Origin of the sequence: Chryseobacterium sp. SIMBA_038 (genome assembly GCF_046535115.1) — a bacterium.
Taxonomy (GTDB): domain Bacteria; phylum Bacteroidota; class Bacteroidia; order Flavobacteriales; family Weeksellaceae; genus Chryseobacterium.
The window spans coordinates 145,093-164,775 of record NZ_JAWRXH010000009.1 but is presented as its reverse complement, the minus strand read 5'-3'; the positions used below and the strand labels follow the sequence as shown (position 1 = coordinate 164,775).

Below are 19,683 nucleotides of genomic sequence, written 5' to 3'. Positions count from 1 at the left end.
TATAAATTGTTATCATAATGAAAAAATTAACACTTTCTTTGTTTCTATTAGCAGGAGTTTGCTCACTAAATACAGTGTCGGCTCAGTCTAAATCAAATAAAGCAGCAATGGCACTTACTGAAAAAGGAGGATCAGACAAAGGTTTAGACCTTAGTTTGATGGATAAATCTGTACGTCCGCAAGACGATTTCTATAACTACGTAAGTGGAACTTGGATGAAAACTGCCAAGATCCCTTCTGACAAACCGACTTGGGGTAGTTTCAACAAATTGGCTGATGATACTGATAATCACTCAATGACGATCCTGAACTCTCTTTTAAAGGACAAATTTGCTGACGGAAGCGAAGGTAAAAAAATCCAGGATTTGTACGCAACGTACATGAACATGGAGAAGAGAAATGCAGACGGAATCAAGCCTATCCAGGAAAACATCAACAAAATTGATGCAATTAAAAATCTTGCAGACCTTCAAAACTACTTTATTTCTGTAACGAAAGACGGAGAAAATACATTGTACGGATGGGGAGTTGATGCAGATTTGAAAGATTCTAAAATGAACGCTGTTTACTTAGGTGACGCTTCTTTAGGATTGGGAAGAGATTATTACCAGAAAGTAAACGAAAAAAACACAGAAGCTATTGCTGAATATCAGAAATATGTAGCTTCTATGTTGAAAGAATTAGGATATAAAAATGCTGATGCTGCTGCAAAAGGAATCGTTGATTACGAAAAGAGCATCGCAAAAACATATTTAACGAACGAGCAGAGCCGTGATAACACGCTTCAGTACAACCCAAGAACAATGGCTGAGCTTTCAACATTGGTAAAGGGTGTTGATATTCCTGCTTACCTTAAAAAAGTTGGAGTAACTACAGATAAAGTAATCATCGGAGAAATCGGATATTACAAAAACTTCGATCAATTGGTAAATGCTAAAAATCTTCCTGTAATTAAGGATTATTTGAAGTTCCACATGATCCACGGAAGTGCTTCTTACCTTAGCGAAAACCTTGGAAACATGAAATTTGCTTTCTATGGTAAATATTTAAGAGGTCAACAAGAGCAGAGAGCGCTTAACAAAAGAGGATATGAGTTAATCAACGGTTCTCTAGGTGAGGCTTTCGGTAAATTATATGTTGAAAAATATTTCCCTGCTGAAGCTAAAGCTCAAATGGTTGAATTGATCGATTATTTAAAGAAAAGTTTTGCAGTTCACATCAACAACCTAGCTTGGATGTCTGCTACAACAAAGGTTAAAGCAACAGAAAAATTGAATAAGTTTACAGTAAAAGTTGCTTATCCTGATAAATGGAAAGATTATTCTAAATTAGAAATCGTTCCTGAATCTAAAGGTGGAAATTTATATTCAAACCTTCAGAACCTTTCAGAATGGCAGTATAATAAAGATTTAGCTAAAATAGGAAAACCGGTAGACAAAACAGAATGGGGAATGACTCCACAGACTGTAAATGCTTACTACAACCCGGTAAACAACGAGATTGTATTCCCTGCAGCTATTCTTCAACCTCCATTCTTCAACCCACAAGCTGATGCTGCTGTAAACTTCGGTGGAATTGGTGCAGTTATCGGTCATGAAATGAGCCACGGATTTGATGATTCAGGTGCACAGTTCGATGCAGATGGTAACTTAGTAGATTGGTGGACTCCAGAAGATAAAGCAAACTTCGAAAAAGCGACTAAAGCTCTTGCTTCTCAATATGACAAGTATGAGCCTGTAAAAGGAACTTTCGTTAATGGTACTTTCACAAACGGTGAAAACATCGCTGACTTAGGTGGAGTAAACATCGCTTACGATGCATTACAAATGTACCTGAAAGATAAAGGAAACCCTGGATCAATCAGTGGATTTACACAAGATCAGAGATTCTTCTTAAGCTGGGCAACGGTTTGGAGAACGTTATCAAGTGAGAAATACATGGTAAACCAAGTGAAAACAGACCCTCACTCTCCTGGATATTTCAGAAGTTTCGGTCCGCTTATCAACGTTGATGCTTTCTACAAAGCATTTGATGTAAAAGCTGGAGACAAATTATACAAAGCTCCTGCAGACAGAATCAAAATCTGGTAATAATCAGATCATAATATTACAAACCGTTCAGAAATGAGCGGTTTTTTTGTTTTTAAGGAGCTTTATCCCGCTTTCTGCTATATCTTTTTGGTTACGGCTCCGCTTCGCTCCGCCGCAACCAAAAAGGATGCCGCGCCAATCGGGGCTAGGGTTTTGGTCTGTTATTTAAACGGTAGTATTAGCGATGTCATCCTGAGCGGAGTCGAAGGATCTCATCAATAGGAACGGGCTTTAGCCCGTTTTCAATTTAAAGTTACAGAACAGGCTTTAGCCAAAACTCACCATCATTTATCAATTATGATTTATTATTTATAACATAAATTCGTATATTTGGTAAGTTTGTGTAAAATCAAAAATTATCTTTAATGAAAAAGCTAAATATTGGGATACTTGCTCTTTCGGGTATTGTATTTTTAAACTCGTGTGGTACAGCAAAAACTGCCGAAACAAGTACAAAAACAGAGCCTAAAGTGGTTGCTGTAGAACCGGTAAAGAAAGAAGCAAAAGAAGAAGGGATCAACTTATCTTATATGGATAAAAGTGTGCGTCCACAGGATGATTTTTTTAGCTATGTTAACGGAAATTGGGTGAAAACTACTCAGATTCCTTCTGATAAAGCGAGCTGGGGATCTTTCAATGCGTTGAGAGAAAATGTAGATGATGCTTCTTTGGATATTTTAAACAAAATCTTATCTGAGAAATATGAAACAGGTTCAGAGGGTCAAAAGATCCAGAATCTGTATGCATCTTTCATGGATACAGCGAAAAGAAATGCTGACGGTCTGGCTCCGATCAAAGGAGATTTAGCAAAGATTGATGCGATTAAAAACGTCAATGATCTTCAGAAATATTTGTTGGACGCTACAAAATTAGGCGACAATTCTTTCTACGGATGGAGAGTGGGCGCAGATATGAAGAATTCTGTTATGAATGCAGTATATCTTGGCGGTCCTGATCTTGGTTTGGGAAGAGATTACTATCAAAAAGTAAACGAAGCCAACACAAAAACGTTAGCTGAATATCAAGTGTATGTTGGAAAATTATTCGGAGTTTTAGGATATAAAAATTCTGATGCAGCTGCAAAAAATGTGGTTGATTTCGAAAAACAATTGGCCAATTATTTATTGACGCTTGAGCAAAACAGAGATGCCAATTTAAGATACAACCCTAAAAATGTATCTGAATTATCAGGTTTGGTTAAAAATGTAAATCTTGCAAAATATTTAACTGATGCAGGAGTAAAAACTGATAAAGTAATCGTTGGTGAATTGAAATATTACCAAAATATGGATCAGTTCATCACGCAGAAAAATCTTCCATTATTGAAAGATTATCTGAAATATCATTTAGTAAACGGAAATGCTTCCAATTTAGATGAAAACTTAGAGCAGATCAGATTTGATTTCTATTCAAAATATCTTCAAGGTCAAAAAGAGCAGCGTCCTATGAACAAAAGAGGATTGACTCTTGTAAATGGTGTTCTTGGTGAAGCTTTTGGTAAATTATATGTTGAAAAATACTTCACTCCGGAAGCAAAAGCTCAGATGGAGACATATATTCAATATATTTTAAAATCATTCAAAACGCATATCAATGATATGGATTGGATGTCTCCTGAAACAAAAGTAAAAGCTCAGGAAAAATTATCAAAATTCACAGTAAAAATCGCTTATCCGGACAAATGGAAAGATTATTCGCTGTTAAAAGTAGAATCTCCAAAAGCGGGTGGAACTTTATATTCTAATCTTCAAAATGTGTCTGAATGGCAATATCAGAAAAGCTTAGACAAAGTAGGAAAACCTGTTGATAAAACAGAATGGGGAATGACTCCACAGACGGTAAATGCTTACTATAACGGCTCAAACAACGAGATTGTTTTCCCGGCAGCGATCCTTCAGCCACCTTTCTACAATCCTAATGCAGACGCAGCAGTAAACTTTGGTGGAATTGGTGCAGTGATCGGTCATGAGATCTCTCACGGTTTTGATGACAGCGGTTCTCGTTTCGACGGCGATGGAAACCTTAATAATTGGTGGACAGATGCCGACCGTAAAAACTTTGACGCTAAAGTTGGTCAGTTAGCTTCACAGTACAACGCTTACGAGCCTGTAAAAGGAAGTTTTGTAAACGGAAAATTCACAAGCGGTGAAAATATCGGTGATTTGGGGGGAGTAGCAGTAGCTTACGATGCACTTCAAATGTACCTCAAAGACAAAGGAAATCCGGGATTAATCAGCGGATTTACACAAGATCAGAGATTCTTCATGAGCTGGGCAACAGTTTGGAGAACAAAATCTACAGATCAGTATATGACGAATCAGGTTAAGACAGATCCGCACTCGCCTGGAGTTTTCAGAGCATTCGGGCCTTTGGTTAATCAGGATTCTTTCATCAAAGCTTTCGATATTAAGCCTGGAGACAAAATGTATAAAGCTCCTCAGGACAGAATAAAAATTTGGTAATAGAGCCAAAAATTGTTAGAAAAGAAAAACGCATCAGAAATGGTGCGTTTTTTTATTTATTTTTCATAGTTTAGTGACATCGTAAAATCGTAACTTTAAGTTATTAATAATACGTATAATTAAATATTTCAAGAAAAATCTTAACAAAATTTTGTATGTTACAGTTTTTTTTTAAATTTAAACATTGGATTGGTAAGTTATTTGATGATGATAAAACCAATTCACACCAAAATCTAAAATCTCAAAATAATAATAATATGGCAATGTTTAATTATGGTGTTGGCGGAAACGAGGTAAAAGTAGACGCTAATGAAGCTATTCAGGAAATACAGGAGAATAAGTCGCTCATTGTGAGCCAGCTTACGACCGACGAAACCTATGTTCCTGAAATTGTAACAGGATTAAAGACTGTGGACGACGTCTTCAAACATTTCCAGCCTTCTGTGTCTGTACAGCACGAAACAGAGGACGGCGGTGTGGTAGAAGAGGAATTCCGTTTTCAAAATCTTGCGGACTTCACTCCCAAAAATCTTACTCAGAAATCAAATTACTTACAAGAACTTAGCATGGAGCAAGAGCAATACAACAAAATTGTTCGCCAGCTGAAAACGAATAAGATTCTGCGTAATATGCTGGAAAACGATCAGACAAGAGCTGCGTTTGTGGAAGTATTGAAAGAAGTGGCACAAGAACTTGAAAAATAATCTAAAGACTTTACATTAATCATGGATAGTAAATTACAAGCGGCAGAAAACCAGCAACAAGGTCAACAGCAACAACAGGGAGGTCAGCCGAAAGGTAACCCGATCGCCGAACTCAATAAAATTGGAGGTTTCGGATTTGTTGAATCTGTTGTAGATGGTATCGCCAACATGAACCCTACAAGAAAAGCCAGGAAAGAAATTTTCCTTACCGATAATAATAAGACAGATGAAAGAAAAGAGTTGCTTCAAAAAATTAATCTTTGGGTTAATCTTTTGGAAGGTAACGAATCTGCGGATAAAATGGCTGATACCTGCAAAACGAAAGCGCAGCAGGCAGACCAAAGTTTAAAATCAAACTTAAAAAATACACTGGACGCGGTTCGTCAGTTGGAAGTAAACTACAGAACAGTCGCTCAGTTTTACAAAAATACAGAACTTGACAAAGTTGATAACGTAAGTATCGTTAATGCAACGCTAGAGCAGGTTTCAGATCTTGATAATCCGCTTTTCATTGATGCGGTTTCTGATGAATTTAAGAATTACTATGATCGTTTGGATCTTAGAGATAACTATTCAATTCTGGCGATTCCGGGATATTTAGGATCAAATAAAGTGATCGAAAAATGGGCAAAGATCTGTAATGAAAACAAAGTAATGTTAGTTACGGATTTTGCTAACCTTGATAAGCCGGATGACGTTGTGGATCTATTCCATTCCGCAAATCTTACAGGAGGCGAATTACACAGAAGTAATGTAATTATGACGTGTAACTGGCTTGTTGGCCGTGGAAGAGCTGAAGAAGTTGGTGAAGAGGAAAACGTAGAACTTCCGCCTTCAACTTCATTAGCCGGAAAAATTCATAAAACATTAATGTCTCAGGTTGCTGCCGGTAAAAAACATGGTAACATTAACGAGGTTGATGCCGTAAAATTCGAATTGAAGAAAAGTGAAATTTCTCAGCTTGAAAAAATGGGATTGGTTCCTATGGTTAACGAATACGGTAAAATCATGGCTTTCTCTGCAAAAACATTGTTCACAGGAGATAACATTGGACTTCAGACGTATTCAGTTGTTCGTGTATTCGATTATGTAACTAAAGTTTTATTAGATTTCTTAAATAGAAGAGCCTTCGAAAACTGGAATTCTAAAAATGAAGATGATCTTAGAAGACAGATCGTTACGTTCTTAGACGGTATCAAAGGAGCTGATAAATTGATCGAAAAGTTCAAGATCGTACGTTTTGAGCAGGATAAAGTAAACAAAGACAGAGTATGGCTTGATATTCGTTTGACGCCTTATTTCCCTACAAAAAGTTTCGTTATTAAATTAGACGGACATAAAGGAGATGACGGTAACGAATGGGAATCTCAATACACTCAGGACTAGACTAAATCAAATTTTTATACTAAAAAACCGATGCATTTTTTTACATCGGTTTTTTTCTACCAAATCTCAAAATAAGTAATATGAAAGGCAGACCAATATATCTTTTGCCGATTTTTCTTATGGTTTTTACACTAAGCTGTGAAGACAAAAAACTTCAAGGCCCTGAGCATAAAATAGATCTTTTTAAAGACCAGCGTCAGGAGGGCAAGGCATATGTAATGAGTGCAGAAGAATCTAGCCAAGCGAGTGCAATGGTAATTGCAAGTTCAAATGTTAAACTTGTGGATAGCTATTCCGGACGTGGAAGACCTATTTTTATATATAAAATTAATTCTGGGGAAGTCGTGAAAACAACAAGAGATTCGATAGTAAGTTTTCCTTTTCAGTTTCTTTCTAATCAAAAATTAGATTTAAAAAAAGAGGCGATGTATATCTATCTGCAAAAACTTGAAGGTTACCGGTTTATCGCAAAAGACAAGAATCTTAAGTATCAATGGTTAAAAGACGCTCCGGTTTATTCCGTGAAAGCTGATAAATAAAATTTTATCTTTGCAAATATTAAAAGATGCTTATAAGCTCTGTATGAAGAAAAGTAGATTTTAAATTTTGGATGTTTAACATTCATCATTTATCAATTATAATTTATCAATTATTTTTTATGTGACGCTGAGCTTGTCGAAGCATCTAAAATAATGAAGAAGAAAACCTTTTGGAAAAAATAGAAAACTCAAACTTCAAGCACATCGGCACCAAACTCTTGGCTTGGTACAAACAAAACGCCAGAGATTTACCTTTCAGACAGACAAAAGATCCTTATAAAATCTGGATCTGCGAGATCGTTTTTCAGCAGACAAGGATCAATCAGGGACTTAATCATTACAATAATTTCATCAAACGATTTCCGGATGTGAAAACTTTGGCCAATGCTGAAGAAGATGAGGTTTTGCTGTATTGGAAAGGCTTAGGTTATTATTCCAGAGCGTTAAATATTCATAAAGCCGCTCAACAAATCATGCCTGATTATCAAGGAACTTTTCCTTCCGATTATGATGAAATTTTAAAACTGAAAGGTGTCGGAAAATATACTGCTGCAGCGGTTTCAAGCATCTGTTTTAATGGAAAAATGCCTGCTGTTGATGGTAACTTCTATCGTGTTTTAAGCCGAATTTTTGCGGATGATTTTGATATCTCCAATTCCAGAGCTTTTAATTATTTTTCCGAATTGGCAACTTTAGTCTTGCCTGAAAATGTAGGAGATTTCAACCAGGCGATGATGGATTTAGGTTCTGAAATTTGCAAACCTAAAAATCCACTTTGCGGAGAATGTCCTTTAAATGAAGACTGTTTGGCTTTTTCATTAAATAAAATCTCTGAATTTCCTGTTAAAACTAAAAAAGTAAAAGCTGCAGATTTAGGTTTAAAATATTATTTTGTTCACAGAAACGGACAATTTTTAATTCAACAAAGAAAAGATGATTTCATTTGGAAAAAATTATTTGAATTTCCACCTGAGATTTCTGAAGAATTAATGCCTTTCATTAAAAGTGCAAAAACAGTTAATCACAAACTAACACACAAAAATTTAAGCATAGAAATTTTCAACGTAGAAGTCGATTCTGAAACTGTCTGGGCAGATTTCATTGCTGAAAATCAATATATCATTACAGATTTTGAAGGTTCTCACGAAAAATCATTCCCAAAACCTTTGGAAACTTATATCCAAAATTATCATACTGCATACAGGATTCTTTAATTATAAAAGGTAAGAAGAACATCATGTTTGTCATTCCGGAGGAATCTAAGCACAGTAATGAAAAGCCCTGTCGAGATTCCTACGGAATGACAAACGGGGTGGTAATAAATTCAATAATAGATTCTTCCTTCGTCATAATGACAGCATTTTGTTAAAAACGTTCTTAGCTAAGTGAAACGCCTTTGCGACCTTAAAAAAGTTTAGTAGTTTAAAAAAATCTTAGCGCCCTTTGCGTTAAAAACAAATAAAAATAATATTTAAATAAAATTCAAATCCAAAACTCATTGAAATCCTGAAATTTGTCTTCCTATATCTGAAATCTAATTTGTACTTTTGCAAAATGATTAAAAAGGTCATTTTTATATTTGCTTCATTGCTTTTAATATCATGTGGAAAAGATCCTGTTCTCAAACCTTATGGAGAACTGAGATTAGAGTATCCCACACCAACATATCAGAAATTTGAAAACAACTGTGCTTACACATTTGAATATTCAGATTTTGCAAAAATTACCGATGCTAAAAAGCCTTGTTGGTATTATTTGAATTATCCTAAAATGAAGGCAAAATTATTCGTGACCTATTATCCGATTAATAATGACTTTGCGGATCATATCAAAGAAGCTGAAAAAATGGTATACGAACATACCATTAAAGCAAGTTCAATAGATACAAAATCTTTCGAATACCCTGAAAAAAAGGTATATGGAAATTTTTATGAGCTAAAAGGACAGAGTGCTTCCAATCTTCAATTTTACATTACAGACAGCACAAAACACTTTGTGACTGCTTATTTATACTTTAATACAAGACCGAAACCGGATTCATTGGCTCCCGCTGTGGATTATATCAAAAAAGATATGAAACATCTGCTGGATACTTTCGAATGGAAAAAATAATTACTTTAAAAAATACATTGAAAAATATATGAAACTTTTAGTTGTTGGAAGCGTTGCGTTTGATGCAATCGAAACACCATTTGGTAAAACTGATAAAATTTTAGGAGGTGCTGCTACTTATATCGCAATCACTTCATCTGTTTTGGGCGTAAAATCCGGAATTGTTTCTGTAGTAGGAGGAGATTTCCCGCAAGAACATCTTGATATGTTTACAAAAAGAGACATCAATATCGAAGGACTTGAGATCGTAAAAGAAGGAAAAACTTTTTTCTGGTCAGGAAAATACCACAACGATTTAAATACAAGAGATACTTTAGCAACTGAAGTAAACGTTTTGGAAAATTTTGATCCAAAAATTCCTGCTTCTATGCAAGATTCTGAGATCTTATTATTAGGAAACCTTCACCCGGGAGTTCAGTTGTCAGTTCTTGAAAAAATGAACCAACGTCCTAAATTGGTTATTTTAGATACAATGAATTTCTGGATGGATTCTGCTTTGGATATCTTAATGGAAATGATTGCTAAAACTGATGTAATCACGATTAATGATGAAGAAGCAAGACAACTTTCAGGAGAATATTCTTTGGTAAAAGCAGCTAAAAAGATCCACACAATGGGTCCTAAATATGTTATTATTAAAAAAGGGGAACACGGAGCGTTACTCTTCCACGATGGTAAAGTGTTTGCTATTCCGGCTCTTCCATTAGAAGATGTGTTCGATCCAACTGGAGCGGGAGACACTTTTGCAGGAGGTTTTGCAGCATATTTAGCTAAAAAAGGTAAGATAGATTTCGAAACAATGAAGTCTGCTTTAATCGTTGGTTCTGCAATGGCATCGTTCACGGTTGAAAAATTCGGAACAGAGAGAATTGAGGAAGTAACCGAAGCTGATATGTTCAGTAGATTAAGACAATTCAAGGAATTGACGACATTTGATGTAGAACTACAATAAATACGTCTTTTTAAGAAATATTTATAATAAAAAATTTAGCATAATTCATTAAGAATTCTAAATTTGCAACTTGTTTAAAATAGTAAAATGACAAATAAACTAAAGATCACTTTTCTTTTTGGAATTTTCATGATTTTGTTCTCAGCAAATATGATGAAAGCTCAACTAAAACCTGGAGAACTAGTGGATGGGATTGCTGCGGTAATTGGAGATGAAATTGTTCTCGAGTCTGATGTGAACGAACAAATGAATTATGCAAAACAGCAGGGAGCTTCTAATACAGATAAATGTGAGTTTTTGGAGAACTTGATCAACAATAAACTTCTTGTTTACGAAGCAAAAAAAGATACTTTAATTGAAAACCGTTCTGCTGCGATCAAAGAACAGGCAAATGGGAAATATGCTCAGCTACTTTCTCAGTTTCCGGACGAAAAGACAATGTTAGCAGCCTATAAATTCAGAACGGGATACGAAATGAAGAATGCTATCGAAAAGATCGATACAGACACCTATTACGGTCAGGCAAAATATCAGAGAATTACAGAGAAGGCAGACGTTACTCCAAACGAGGTTACGGATTTCTTTAATCTGTATAAAATGCAATTGCCGGAGATCAAAGACGAAGTTTCTTTGGCTCAGATTGTTATGAATCCTAAATTGACAGAAGCTCACAAGCAGGAAATTATCGACAGACTTACTAAAATTAAAAAAGATATTTTAGGAGGAGAAAGTTTTGAAAGTCAGGCAAGAATTTATTCTGAAGACCCGGGTTCTGCGCCTAATGGCGGTTTGATGAAGAATATTACTAAAGGACAGATGGTAAAACCATTCGAAGCTGCAGCTTTGAATCTTCAGGAAGGAGATATCTCAGATCCTATTGAATCTGAATTTGGATATCACATCATTCAGTTAGTAAGAAAAGCCGGAAAAGTTTACGATGCAAGACATATTCTTTTGATGGCAACGCCTACTGAAGCTGAAATTAAAACGGCTAAAGTAAAGTTAGACAGTATCAGAACGCTGATCATCGATGGAAAAACTACTTTTAAAGATGCTTCTTTTAGATTTTCGGATGACAAAAGAACTAAATTTAATGCAGGGATCATTCCTGGAGCAGATGGTTCAAACAAAATTGAAAGAGAAAGTATTCCGGGATCAATCAGCTACGAATTGGCAGGTTTAAATAAAGGAGATATTACAAGTGCTTTTGATGATGAGGATGAAAGAAAGAGAAAGGTTGTAAAGATCGTGAAAATGGAAGATGTAATTCCTGCTCACAAAATTACAATGGAGACAGATTATGACAGGATAAAGCAGATGGCGCTTAACAAAAAGAAAAATGAACTGATTGAGAAGTTTGTAAATTCAAAATTACCGACGACATTCATATCAATAAACGGACGTTATGATTCTTGTAACTTCAAAGGAGCTTGGAAGAAACAGACAACCAAAAAATAAAATCAAAACCTTCAGAATTTCTGAAGGTTTTTTTTGTGCTTAAAAGTCCCATGAAACCTTTGTTTTTATTATTTTTACAGCATGAGCAATTTTATAGATTTTAATTCAGCTAAAAAACTTCACGAGATGCAGCAAAGTCAGAATAGAATTACAGAACTTTTTAATATACAATATCCAATTATTCAGGCGGGAATGATCTGGCATTCCGGATGGAAATTGGCTTCCGCTGTTTCTAATTGTGGCGGATTAGGCTTAATTGGCGCAGGAAGCATGTATCCTGACGTTTTAAGAGAGAATATTCAAAAATGTAAGTTGGCTACCAACAAACCTTTTGGAGTAAATGTTCCTATGTTATATCCGAATTTGGATGAAGTGATCCAGATTATCTTGGAAGAAGGCGTAAAAATAGTTTTCACTTCTGCCGGAAATCCTAAAACATATACCGAAACTCTTCAAAAAGAAGGATTGAAAGTCGCTCACGTTGTTTCCTCCACAAAATTTGCAGTGAAATGTGAAGATGCCGGAGTTGACGCGATTGTAGCAGAAGGCTTTGAAGCAGGCGGACACAACGGAAGAGACGAAACAACAACATTTTGTCTAATTCCGAATGTAAAACAACATATTTCAAAACCCTTAATCGCAGCCGGTGGAGTCGCTTTAGGTTCACAAATGAAAGCTGCCATGATCTTAGGCGCAGACGGAGTTCAGATCGGGTCTCGTTTTGCCGCAACCATTGAAGCCAGCGCGCACGAGAACTGGAAAAAGAAGATCACAGAACTTAATGAAGGTGATACTCATCTTACTTTGAAGGAACTGGCGCCCGTAAGAATGGTCAAAAACAAGTTCTTTAACGAATTGGAGGGGATTTATCAAACCGGAAGAAATACCGAGGCTTTGGTTGCTTCTTTAGGCCGAGCCAGAGCAAAGCGTGGAATGTTTGAAGGTGATATGGAAGATGGCGAACTGGAAATCGGTCAGGTTTCAGCGTTGATTCATGATATTTTACCTGTAGAAAACGTTTTCAGTAATTTATTGAGAGAATTTGAAGAAGCAAAAGCTCCAAGCTTTTAATTAAAGTTGATCAGAATGGAAGGTAGGATAATAGATGTACAGGGTGAAAAACTTTATATAGAATATGATAATTCATTTGAAAATAAACCTACAATTGTCTTTTTGCACGATTCTTTAGGTTGTACTCAGCTTTGGAGGGATTTTCCTGCCAAAATTGCAAGAGAAACTCAATGTAATGTTTTAGTTTATGACCGTTTGGGTTACGGAAAATCTTTTCCGATGCTTTCTCATGAAAGAGAAAACAATTACATGGAGCTTGAAGCAGGTGTATTGAATAAATTATTGGAAGAATTAAACATCAATAATGCGATTCTTTTCGGTCACAGCGACGGCGGAACAATTGTTTTAATCGCCGCTTCAAAATATCCTGAAAAGATAAAAGCTGTAATCTGTGAAGCTGGACATATTTTCGTTGAAGATATTACGATTAAAGGAGTTTTTGATGCTTTTGAAGCGTATAAAACAACGGATTTACCGGAACGTTTAGCAAAATATCACGGCGATAAAGTTCCAATGATTGTTAAAGCGTGGACGGAAATTTGGCTAAGCAACAGATTCAAAAGCTGGAATATTGAATATCTTTTAAAAAATATCACAAGTCCATTACTTTTTATTCAGGGAGAAGCGGATGAATACGGAACATTAGATCAAGTTGAGAAAACAGTTAATCAGGTTAGTGGAAAATCAGAAAAATATATTATTCCGAACGTTGGACACACGCCTCATAAAGAAGTTCCTGATTTAGTTTTAAATAAATCGGTTGATTTTATCAATGAAATAGTGGAAAATTAAGAGTATTAAACATCAATTTTATCAATAGGAGCGGACTTTAGTCCGCTTTTCAATTTTAATCTATTCAATTGGCTTTAGCCAAAATTTATAAAAGACTAATTTCAAACTCAATATTTTTCCTCGCCTGAACTTCATATTTTTCTCTAAAATAATCAGTTTTAAAAATATTTTCCAATTCTAAAAAATGTTGTAGTACTTTTTTTCTTCCGGGTTTATAAAGAAAATCTGGATAAATAGAATATTCTTTTCTGATCTTTTTGGTATACTCAAGATAGGTTTCAACGTCTTTTCCAAGTATTGAAAGATCTGCATCCAATAGGTAATTGGTGTCTTGATCATCAGATTTTTGATGCGCTTTTGTAGCAATAATTTGATTGGAAATTGTATCAATCGATTGTTTATCAATATCTAATTTTTCAAGTCTGATTTTCCCATATTCTGCACTTTTTTCTTCATTGGATTTTGAAGAAGCATCATAAATCACATCATGATAAAAAACTGAAAAAGAAATAATATTGAAGTCTGAAATTTTATCTTTCACAGATTCAAGTTCAGAAAACATATTTTCCAAATGCTCCAGATTGTGATAATGTCTGCCTTTTTCAGAATATTTCTTTTCAATTTCTTTCCAAAACTTTTCAATCAGGTTTTGATCTTTAGTGAATTGTAAACAAAGCTGATTGAATCTGTCTTTAAGTTCCATTCGAAGATATTTTAGATAAAAAAAGGAACTTAAAAAGTTCCTTGATTTGCTTCAATGGTTGCCTTTAGGTCTGCCCAGCCACCGCCGTTGTAACCGTCTTTTAAGCCTTGAGAATTAAGATATTCCAATGCTTTTCCGCTTCTGTTTCCACTTCTGCAGAAGATGATGACAGGTTTTTCAATAGATAAAAATTCTTCTTTTCTATCTTCTACTTCACCTAACGGGATATTTTTTGCACCTTCTATATTTCCGTCCATTTCCAATTCCATTGGTTCACGAACGTCGATTAATTCATAGTTTCCTGATTTTAATACTTCTGTTAAAGACATAACTGTTTTGATTTTAAACATTAAATATTAACGAAAATACGTAAAAATTTCGAGCCTATTTTTATTGGAGCTAATTTTTTATAAAATAGTATAACCTAGAATTAAAGAAACTGAATTGAAATGTGATCTTGCGCTTAAATAATTTCCTAAGATATCTTTAGATGTTGCAATTCTAAATTCTGCACTGAGCTTATTGTATTTATACCCTGCTCCAATCATAAAATTTCCTTGAGTAGATACCGTATCGGTCGTATAATAACCTGATTTAAAGGTTGAGTTTAAATTAATATTTGTAACATAAGCAGCATTTAAAAATAACCTTGATTGATTATTCAAGAAAAAATAATGTCTTATACCTAACGGAATTTCAATATACTTATAGTCGATACTATGTTGTAGATGTCTCTCAACCGGAGTTCCTGTATAAAAAGTTGTACTTTCTTTCTCATCTTTATAATACTGATATGTAGGTTCTATAAATAGTGACCACTTATTTTTATTAAAAGGAAGTACATATTCAAATTCAGCACCAATTCTGAAACTAAATTTTTTATCAAACTTAGTTTCTTCAGATGGATAATTCAAATTGTTAATTTGAAATGAAGACATACTGATTCCAGGTGTTATTGTTAAATTAAATACGTCTTGTTTTTCTTTTTTATCAGTATAACTTATTGAGCTGCCTGTAAGACATTGGCTATTTTTGTTAAATATCTTTGTTAAGCTTTTTGCATTATAATTTAAAATTTGGATTTCTTTATTATCAATTCCACAATTTAAAACCTCAGCTAATTGTTTTTTGAAATCTTCATTATAAGCAATTTGACTTTGATTGATATAATAAGATTTGTAAACTAATTGTTTAACCTCATCTGTATTGGATGTAAAGAAAAACCTTCTTAAGTTACCATTTTCATAATATAATAGACTAGCTTTTCCTTCTACTAAGTACTTTAAGAATACTTCATTTTTTTCAAATTTAGGTTCTCTTGTTTGGGAAAGGAACTTGAGATCATTAGAAGATCGGTCTATCATTACTGTTTGACGAACATATTTATCACCGTCATTGATAGCGAACTCTTGTACATTGCTAATGTCTTCTTTGATGCTTTTTGATGAATCATCAAGCTTATATTCAAATTCTATAGGATTATTCTTCCAGTCTAAGTTCTTTATTAATACTTCACTTTTTTCACCAGAGTTATTTATAAAATATCCTTTTTCGAATTTGATTTGTGCGAAAGATGCACAACTAAATAAAATTATTGTTAATAGACTTAACTTTTTCATAGTTATAAATGTTAGTTTTTAGAAGGCGCAAATTTATAAAATAATCTTAGTTTTGCAATGTAAAAATCATGAATTCGAATGCCGAAAAATATTCACAATTAATTAAATCTAAAGCCGAGCGTTTTGGGTTTCAAAGTTGTGGTATTTCTAAGGCTGATTTTTTGGAAGAAGATGCCAGAAATTTGGAAAATTGGTTGAAGAATAATTTTCATGGCGAAATGAAATACATGGAAAATTATTTTGATAAAAGGCTTGATCCAAGATTGTTGGTTGAAGGCTCAAAATCGGTGATTTCACTTTCCTATAATTATTTCCCCAAAGAAAAAATTTCAACATTAGAAAATTATAAGATCTCCAAATATGCTTACGCAGAAGATTATCATGAAGTGGTAAAAGAAATTCTTCGTGAAATGGTTGATGAATTAAGAGAAGAAATCGGAGATTTTGATTGCAGAGTTTTTGTAGATTCCGCGCCGGTTTTAGAAAGAAGTTGGGCCAGAAAATCAGGAATTGGTTGGGTTGGAAAAAATGCAAACCTGATCACGAAACAAAATGGTTCTTTTTATTTTTTGGCGGAAATCATTTGTGATTTAGAATTAATTCCGGATCATGAAACAACTGATCATTGTGGAACTTGTCGAAAATGTATTGATGCCTGTCCGACAGATGCCATTGTTTCTGAGAAACTTATTGATGGAAGTAAATGTATTTCTTACGCAACAATAGAATTGAAAAACGAAATTCCCGATTCTTTTAAAGATAAAATGGAAGATTGGATGTTCGGTTGCGATATCTGTCAGGATGTTTGTCCGTGGAATCGGTTTTCTGCACCGAATCTTCAAACCAAATTTGCACCAAACGAATCGCTCAAAAATTTTAAAAAAGGAGAGTGGAAAGAACTTACTCAGGAATTATTTTCAGAAATTTTCAGAAAATCTCCTGTCAAGAGAACAAAATTTGCAGGTTTGAAAAGGAATATTGAATTTTTAGGAAAGACTTCAGATAAAAAATAGTTCAGATTTTTGGTGATAAATCCTCGTCTGGAATTTTTCGGTTCCAAAACAAAAGCGGTTAATCGACCATTCCTTATACTTTTTGTTGTAAAGGAGGGTAAGATATATTTAAGTAAAACTCAATAAAAGCCTTTCCTATAAAAGAAAAAATGACTTTCAAAAAGATAAAATCTCTTAGAAAATCAACGTTTTTTTTGAACTCTTTTTGGAGCAGTTTTTACTCTTACTTTCAATCTTTTTTGGGATTTGATGTTTTTACGCATATTTGTGTATATTTCGTAACTAAATTTAATCATTTTTCCGATTAAAACAAATACTTTTACGAAAAATTATTAATTAAATTTTATTCAAATACATGAGTGTGAAGATGGTATTATTGTCTATCCTTAAAATTTTGGGTGTCATTGTAGGAATTATTGTTCTGTACGGTTTAATGGCTTATTTGCTGCCGTTTATTGAAGTTTCAGCAAAGGATGACGGAGAGAAAAAAGAAATTCCGATTTATATTTACACCAACGGGGTGCATACAGATATTGTAATGCCTGTGAGAAACGATATGCAGGATTGGAGCACGAAAATTCCTTTTGCCAATACAAAATCAAAGAAAACAGATTATAATTATATTGGAGTCGGGTGGGGCGACAAAGGTTTTTATCTGGACACACCGACTTGGGCAGATCTGAAATTTTCAACAGCTTTCAAAGCTGCATTTTGGTTGGGCGAATCTGCAATGCACTGTACGTATTATAAAACAATGAAAGAGGCGGACGATTGTAAAATAATTATGATCAGCAGATCGCAATATAAAAAGCTGGTACAATTTGTTGATGATAAATTCGATAAAGATCAAAACGGGAATTTTATTTTAATTCCTACCAATGCGGTTTACAGCGATAATGATGCATTTTATGATGCTCAGGGAAAATACAGTTTTCTGTATACCTGCAACACTTGGTCGAACGATGCATTAAAAGCGGCCGGACAAAAAGCAGCGTTCTGGACACCTACAGATTCCGGAATTTTTCAGCATTATAAATAACTTTTGAAATAAAGAAAATTAACGATCTATAATTTAAAAATAAAGGAGCTGTGAGGGATACAGCTCCTTTTTGTGTTTTTAGAATCGTATATTATTTAAATGATATTCAAATAAAATCATTGATTGTGCGATCTTGGATTTATTATTGTCCTAGATATATAAAAATATTTAGAGCAATGTTTTTAGGATTTATTGATACAGCTGAATTAGATCCTCCTGTAGTTACATTAAAGGTATGAGAATGGTCTCCTGCAGCACTTGTAGTGAATGTTCCGGCAGAATCATCAGCCTGATTATTTACGATGGCTCCAGCGTTTGATGCGTTAGCAACTATATTGCCTCTATCAGTATAAGTATGGTTATGACTCCCCGCCCAAAGAGCGGTACCATTGAAAGTCATAGAGGGTAAATTAGCCTGTGCAACAGTAAAAGCTGTATTTCCTCCTAATGTTCCTAAAGTCTCGGCTCCGGTTTTTGCTTTTAAATATCTACCGGAAGCGTTTGGAATATTGGTAGCAAAGCCAATAGATGTAGCATTGGATTGTACAGAAACGGGTAAAGATGAAACGGCTCTTCCGTCTAATAAATACCATCCATTGTGATCAGCTGTCTGAACTCCATACTTCACATTTCCTATAGGTGTATCTAAAGTTGATAATCGAAGCCATTCAGTTCCGTTGTTCAGATAAAGCCCTTCAGATAAAGTGACATTATTTGTTGTATTATAGACCATCATACCTTTAACATGTTGTGAAAGGGGAGATGCACTGGCCGAGCTTACTAAAGAAAGTCTTACAGGCAAAAATCCTGTGTTGGTAGAATATAATTCTAATAGAGATTCTTGGCTGGGATTAGAGGTATTAACTCCAACCTGTCCGTTCAGAATATTACAAATAAGTATTGTAATAATTAAGATAATTATATTGTTTAGCTTTTTCATAATTAATTTCCTAAATAAATAAATACATTAGTTACTAAATAACTTGGAGTTACATTGATGGGCTGTGAACTTCCACCCGAAGAGAATGAAACTGTATGGGAATGATCACCACTAAGCTCAGTGGTATATGTCCCCGCGGTATCATCAGCTTCCGGATTTGCACCTGCCGGTCCACTTGAGCTATTTGTAGTAGTACCTGTACCTCTGTCGGTATAAGTATGTGTATGGTTTCCTGCAGAATTGGTAGTCCCTGTAAAAGTAACGCTGGGAAGATTAGTTTGTGCTAAGGTTATTGTAGAACTTCCGGATAATAAAGCTAAAGCTTCAGAAGTATCTTTTGTCTTAATAAATCGATCGTCTGTATTGGGTAAATTTGTTGCAAATCCCAAGCTTACTGCTCTCGACTGAACATTTTCCGGAAGGGAAGAAACAGCTCTTCCGTTCAGTAAATACCAACCGTTATTATCTGCCGTGGCAAAACTGTTTGAGATTGTGCCGTAAGGATAATCGTAAGAAACTTTATTCCATTTTGTCCCGTTATTTTGATATAGACCTTCTGAAACATCATTTGAATTTGAAAGGTTATACGTAATAATTCCTTTCACGTGTGCAGATAATGGTGGAGGAGTAGCAGTAGAACTTATATTATTTCTTGTTAATAATACACCCATATTTGTTGAGGAAACCTCCAAAACCGAATTGTTGCTTGGATTAGCTGTCCCTATTCCGACCTGAGCTTTAATCTTATTAGATATTCCTAAGATTAATATGATATAAAGTAATATATTTTTCATTGTACAATT

The 19,683-nt window shown here is 34.5% G+C and carries 18 protein-coding genes; 13 read left to right on the top strand and 5 right to left on the bottom strand.

What is annotated here, in order from left to right:
- Window positions 1-17: 17 nt before the first annotated feature.
- The 11 genes from SB689_RS20295 (at window position 18) to SB689_RS20245 (ending at window position 13,566) form a co-directional block, all read left to right on the top strand.
- Window positions 18-2,090, top strand: a complete 2,073-nt coding sequence (locus SB689_RS20295) for a M13 family metallopeptidase (RefSeq protein WP_410693902.1) — start codon at window positions 18-20, stop codon at window positions 2,088-2,090.
- 365 nt (window positions 2,091-2,455) lie between these two features.
- On the top strand, window positions 2,456-4,552 hold the full coding sequence (locus tag SB689_RS20290; RefSeq protein WP_410693901.1) for a M13 family metallopeptidase: 2,097 nt from the start codon (window positions 2,456-2,458) through the stop codon (window positions 4,550-4,552).
- 155 nt (window positions 4,553-4,707) lie between these two features.
- The gene (locus SB689_RS20285) at window positions 4,708-5,256 is read left to right on the top strand and encodes a type VI secretion system contractile sheath small subunit (protein WP_082891087.1); all 549 of its coding nucleotides are present in this window, start codon (window positions 4,708-4,710) and stop codon (window positions 5,254-5,256) included.
- 21 nt (window positions 5,257-5,277) lie between these two features.
- Window positions 5,278-6,642, top strand: a complete 1,365-nt coding sequence (locus tag SB689_RS20280) for a DUF5458 family protein (RefSeq protein ID WP_410693900.1) — start codon at window positions 5,278-5,280, stop codon at window positions 6,640-6,642.
- 80 nt (window positions 6,643-6,722) lie between these two features.
- Window positions 6,723-7,181, top strand: coding sequence for a hypothetical protein (locus SB689_RS20275; protein WP_410693899.1), 459 nt, complete (start codon window positions 6,723-6,725; stop codon window positions 7,179-7,181).
- Window positions 7,182-7,351: 170 nt separating this feature from the next.
- On the top strand, window positions 7,352-8,395 hold the full coding sequence (gene mutY, locus SB689_RS20270) for an A/G-specific adenine glycosylase (protein ID WP_410693898.1): 1,044 nt from the start codon (window positions 7,352-7,354) through the stop codon (window positions 8,393-8,395).
- Window positions 8,396-8,735: 340 nt separating this feature from the next.
- Window positions 8,736-9,293, top strand: coding sequence for a gliding motility lipoprotein GldD (gldD, locus tag SB689_RS20265; RefSeq protein WP_410693897.1), 558 nt, complete (start codon window positions 8,736-8,738; stop codon window positions 9,291-9,293).
- Window positions 9,294-9,321: 28 nt separating this feature from the next.
- A complete protein-coding gene (locus SB689_RS20260) occupies window positions 9,322-10,245 on the top strand; it encodes a PfkB family carbohydrate kinase (protein ID WP_410693896.1) in 924 nt (307 codons plus the stop codon).
- 87 nt (window positions 10,246-10,332) lie between these two features.
- On the top strand, window positions 10,333-11,703 hold the full coding sequence (locus SB689_RS20255; protein ID WP_410693894.1) for a peptidylprolyl isomerase: 1,371 nt from the start codon (window positions 10,333-10,335) through the stop codon (window positions 11,701-11,703).
- An 81-nt stretch (window positions 11,704-11,784) separates the two neighbouring features.
- Window positions 11,785-12,774, top strand: coding sequence for an NAD(P)H-dependent flavin oxidoreductase (locus SB689_RS20250; RefSeq protein WP_410693892.1), 990 nt, complete (start codon window positions 11,785-11,787; stop codon window positions 12,772-12,774).
- A gap of 15 nt (window positions 12,775-12,789) precedes the next feature.
- Window positions 12,790-13,566 carry an alpha/beta fold hydrolase gene (locus SB689_RS20245; protein WP_410693890.1) on the top strand — a complete coding sequence of 259 codons (777 nt, stop codon included), beginning with the start codon at window positions 12,790-12,792 and terminating at the stop codon, window positions 13,564-13,566.
- Window positions 13,567-13,651: 85 nt separating this feature from the next.
- Here the strand turns inward: SB689_RS20245 and SB689_RS20240 are convergent, their stop codons facing one another.
- The 3 genes from SB689_RS20240 to SB689_RS20230 all read right to left on the bottom strand — a co-directional run bounded on the left by SB689_RS20240 (window position 13,652) and on the right by SB689_RS20230 (window position 15,888).
- Window positions 13,652-14,269, bottom strand: a complete 618-nt coding sequence (locus tag SB689_RS20240; protein ID WP_410693889.1) for a hypothetical protein — start codon at window positions 14,267-14,269, stop codon at window positions 13,652-13,654.
- A 29-nt stretch (window positions 14,270-14,298) separates the two neighbouring features.
- On the bottom strand, window positions 14,299-14,598 hold the full coding sequence (locus SB689_RS20235) for a rhodanese-like domain-containing protein (RefSeq protein WP_066750942.1): 300 nt from the start codon (window positions 14,596-14,598) through the stop codon (window positions 14,299-14,301).
- A gap of 78 nt (window positions 14,599-14,676) precedes the next feature.
- Window positions 14,677-15,888: an outer membrane beta-barrel protein gene (locus SB689_RS20230; protein ID WP_410693888.1), complete on the bottom strand. Its 1,212-nt coding sequence runs from the start codon at window positions 15,886-15,888 to the stop codon at window positions 14,677-14,679.
- Between the two features lie 68 nt (window positions 15,889-15,956).
- On the opposite strand from SB689_RS20230, the gene queG reads away from it, so the two are divergent.
- Window positions 15,957-16,901, top strand: a complete 945-nt coding sequence (gene queG, locus SB689_RS20225; protein WP_410693887.1) for a tRNA epoxyqueuosine(34) reductase QueG — start codon at window positions 15,957-15,959, stop codon at window positions 16,899-16,901.
- A gap of 361 nt (window positions 16,902-17,262) precedes the next feature.
- A complete protein-coding gene (locus tag SB689_RS20220) occupies window positions 17,263-17,940 on the top strand; it encodes a TIGR02117 family protein (protein WP_410693886.1) in 678 nt (225 codons plus the stop codon).
- Window positions 17,941-18,082: 142 nt separating this feature from the next.
- Here the strand turns inward: SB689_RS20220 and SB689_RS20215 are convergent, their stop codons facing one another.
- On the bottom strand, window positions 18,083-18,880 hold the full coding sequence (locus tag SB689_RS20215) for a hypothetical protein (RefSeq protein ID WP_410693885.1): 798 nt from the start codon (window positions 18,878-18,880) through the stop codon (window positions 18,083-18,085).
- Between the two features lie 2 nt (window positions 18,881-18,882).
- Window positions 18,883-19,674, bottom strand: a complete 792-nt coding sequence (locus SB689_RS20210; protein ID WP_410693884.1) for a hypothetical protein — start codon at window positions 19,672-19,674, stop codon at window positions 18,883-18,885.
- Window positions 19,675-19,683: the final 9 nt, after the last annotated feature.